This is a genomic window from Photobacterium sp. DNB23_23_1, assembly GCF_052873815.1.
Map to the genome: position 1 here is coordinate 1 of NZ_JBNNXT010000088.1, position 1,696 is coordinate 1,696.

Sequence of the window (1,696 nt, forward strand, 5' to 3'; positions counted from 1 at the left end):
GACGTTATGAAGGCCGCTCGTGATGCAGACAAATCATTCCTTAACGCAGTTCTTGATGGTGTATTTACCGTTCCTGGCACTGGCGATGTTGATTATGACGACGTATTCGCTGCACTGAAAGAGCGCGACTACAAAGGCTGGCTATTGGTTGAAGCCGAGCAGGATCCTGCTAAAGCCCATCCACTGACGTTCGCAAAAACAGCTTTTGAGAATATCAACGGCTACGCGAACAAGTACGGCCTATAAGAAAACGTAAATGGTAAGGGGGCAGGCTAGGCCCCCTCATATCTCACCGCAAAGTTCACGTTAAAAGTGTTCAAAAGCAGTTGCAGTGAGTAAAGGAAGATTTTTTCGAATATCGAAAAACGAGGAAGACAATGAATACTGTACGCCTGACTGTTGCTGAAGCGCTTGCCAAGTATCTTGCAGCACAAATGATTGAGATTGATGGAAAAAAAGAACAGCTTTTTGGTGCCGCCTTTGCGATTTTCGGTCACGGTAATGTGACGTGCTTTGGCCAGCAGCTAAAGAATATTGAAGATAAAATCCCAACTTGGCGTGGTCAGAACGAACAGTCGATGGCGACTGCCGCTATTGCTTATGCCAAGGCTAACCAGCGTCGCCGCATCGGTATTGCAACCAGCTCTATCGGCCCCGGTGCCACCAACATGGTAACCGCTGCCGGTATCGCGCACACTAACCGTCTACCTCTTCTACTTATCTCTGGTGATGCTTATGTTAGCCGTCTGCCAGACCCCGTTTTACAACAGCCGGAGAACTTTGAAGATCCGTCTGTGACATCAAATGATGCATTCAAGCCGCTAACGCGCTACTGGGACCGTGTGCTATCACCAACCCAGCTAATGCACACATTGCCGCAAGCGCTAGATACTATGCTAGACCCAGCCACCTGTGGGCCGGTATTCCTAGGGTTGCCGCAAGATATCCAAGGTGTCGCTTACGACTTCCCTGAAGTGTTCTTTGCTGAGAAGACGCACCGTATCCGCCGTCCAGAGCCTGAAATGATTGTTCTGGAAGAAGCGAAAGAAATTCTATTGCAAGCGAAGAAACCACTGATCATTTCAGGTGGCGGTGTTCACTACTCGCTAGCTACAGATGAGCTGGCCGCCTTTGCAGGTAAGCACAATATCCCTGTGGTCGAGACCATTGCTGGCCGCGCCACAATGCTTCAGGACAACCCACTGAATGCTGGCCCAATCGGTGTAACCGGTTCAGATTCTGCCAACCATATGGCCAATGAAGCTGACGTGGTACTGGCTATCGGTACTCGCCTGCAAGACTTTACGACTGGCTCTTGGACAGTATTCAAGAACCCAGAGATGAAGCTGGTCAGCATCAATGTGGCGAAATTCGATGCTATCAAGCATATGTCTTACCCAGTATTGGGTGATGCGAAAACATCCATGACCAAACTGTCTGCTCTACTTGGCGACTGGCGTTCAGGCGATGAGTGGTCGGCAAAAGCCAAAGCAGAAGCTGATGAGTGGAAAGCCCTGGTACACCGCCGTACTCACCCGCAAGAGGGTGACTTGCTACCGGGTATGTCTTCATACGCGGAAGTGATCGGCAAGCTGAACACCTCGATGGAAAAAGGCGACACCGTACTGACAGCTGCAGGTGGTCTACCGGCTGAGCTTTCGATGAACTGGCAGAACTACCAGATTGGTAAGTTCGA

Annotated in this window: 1 protein-coding gene and 1 pseudogene; both read left to right on the forward strand. The window is 50.2% G+C overall.

The window, feature by feature from the left end:
• Positions 1 to 246 (forward strand): annotated as a pseudogene (locus tag ACVA53_RS24855) (myo-inosose-2 dehydratase); the annotation flags it as partial.
• 131 nt (positions 247 to 377) lie between these two features.
• Positions 378 to 1,696: thiamine pyrophosphate-binding protein (locus tag ACVA53_RS24860; RefSeq protein WP_446506618.1), on the forward strand; the 1,319-nt coding region annotated here is incomplete at its 3' end.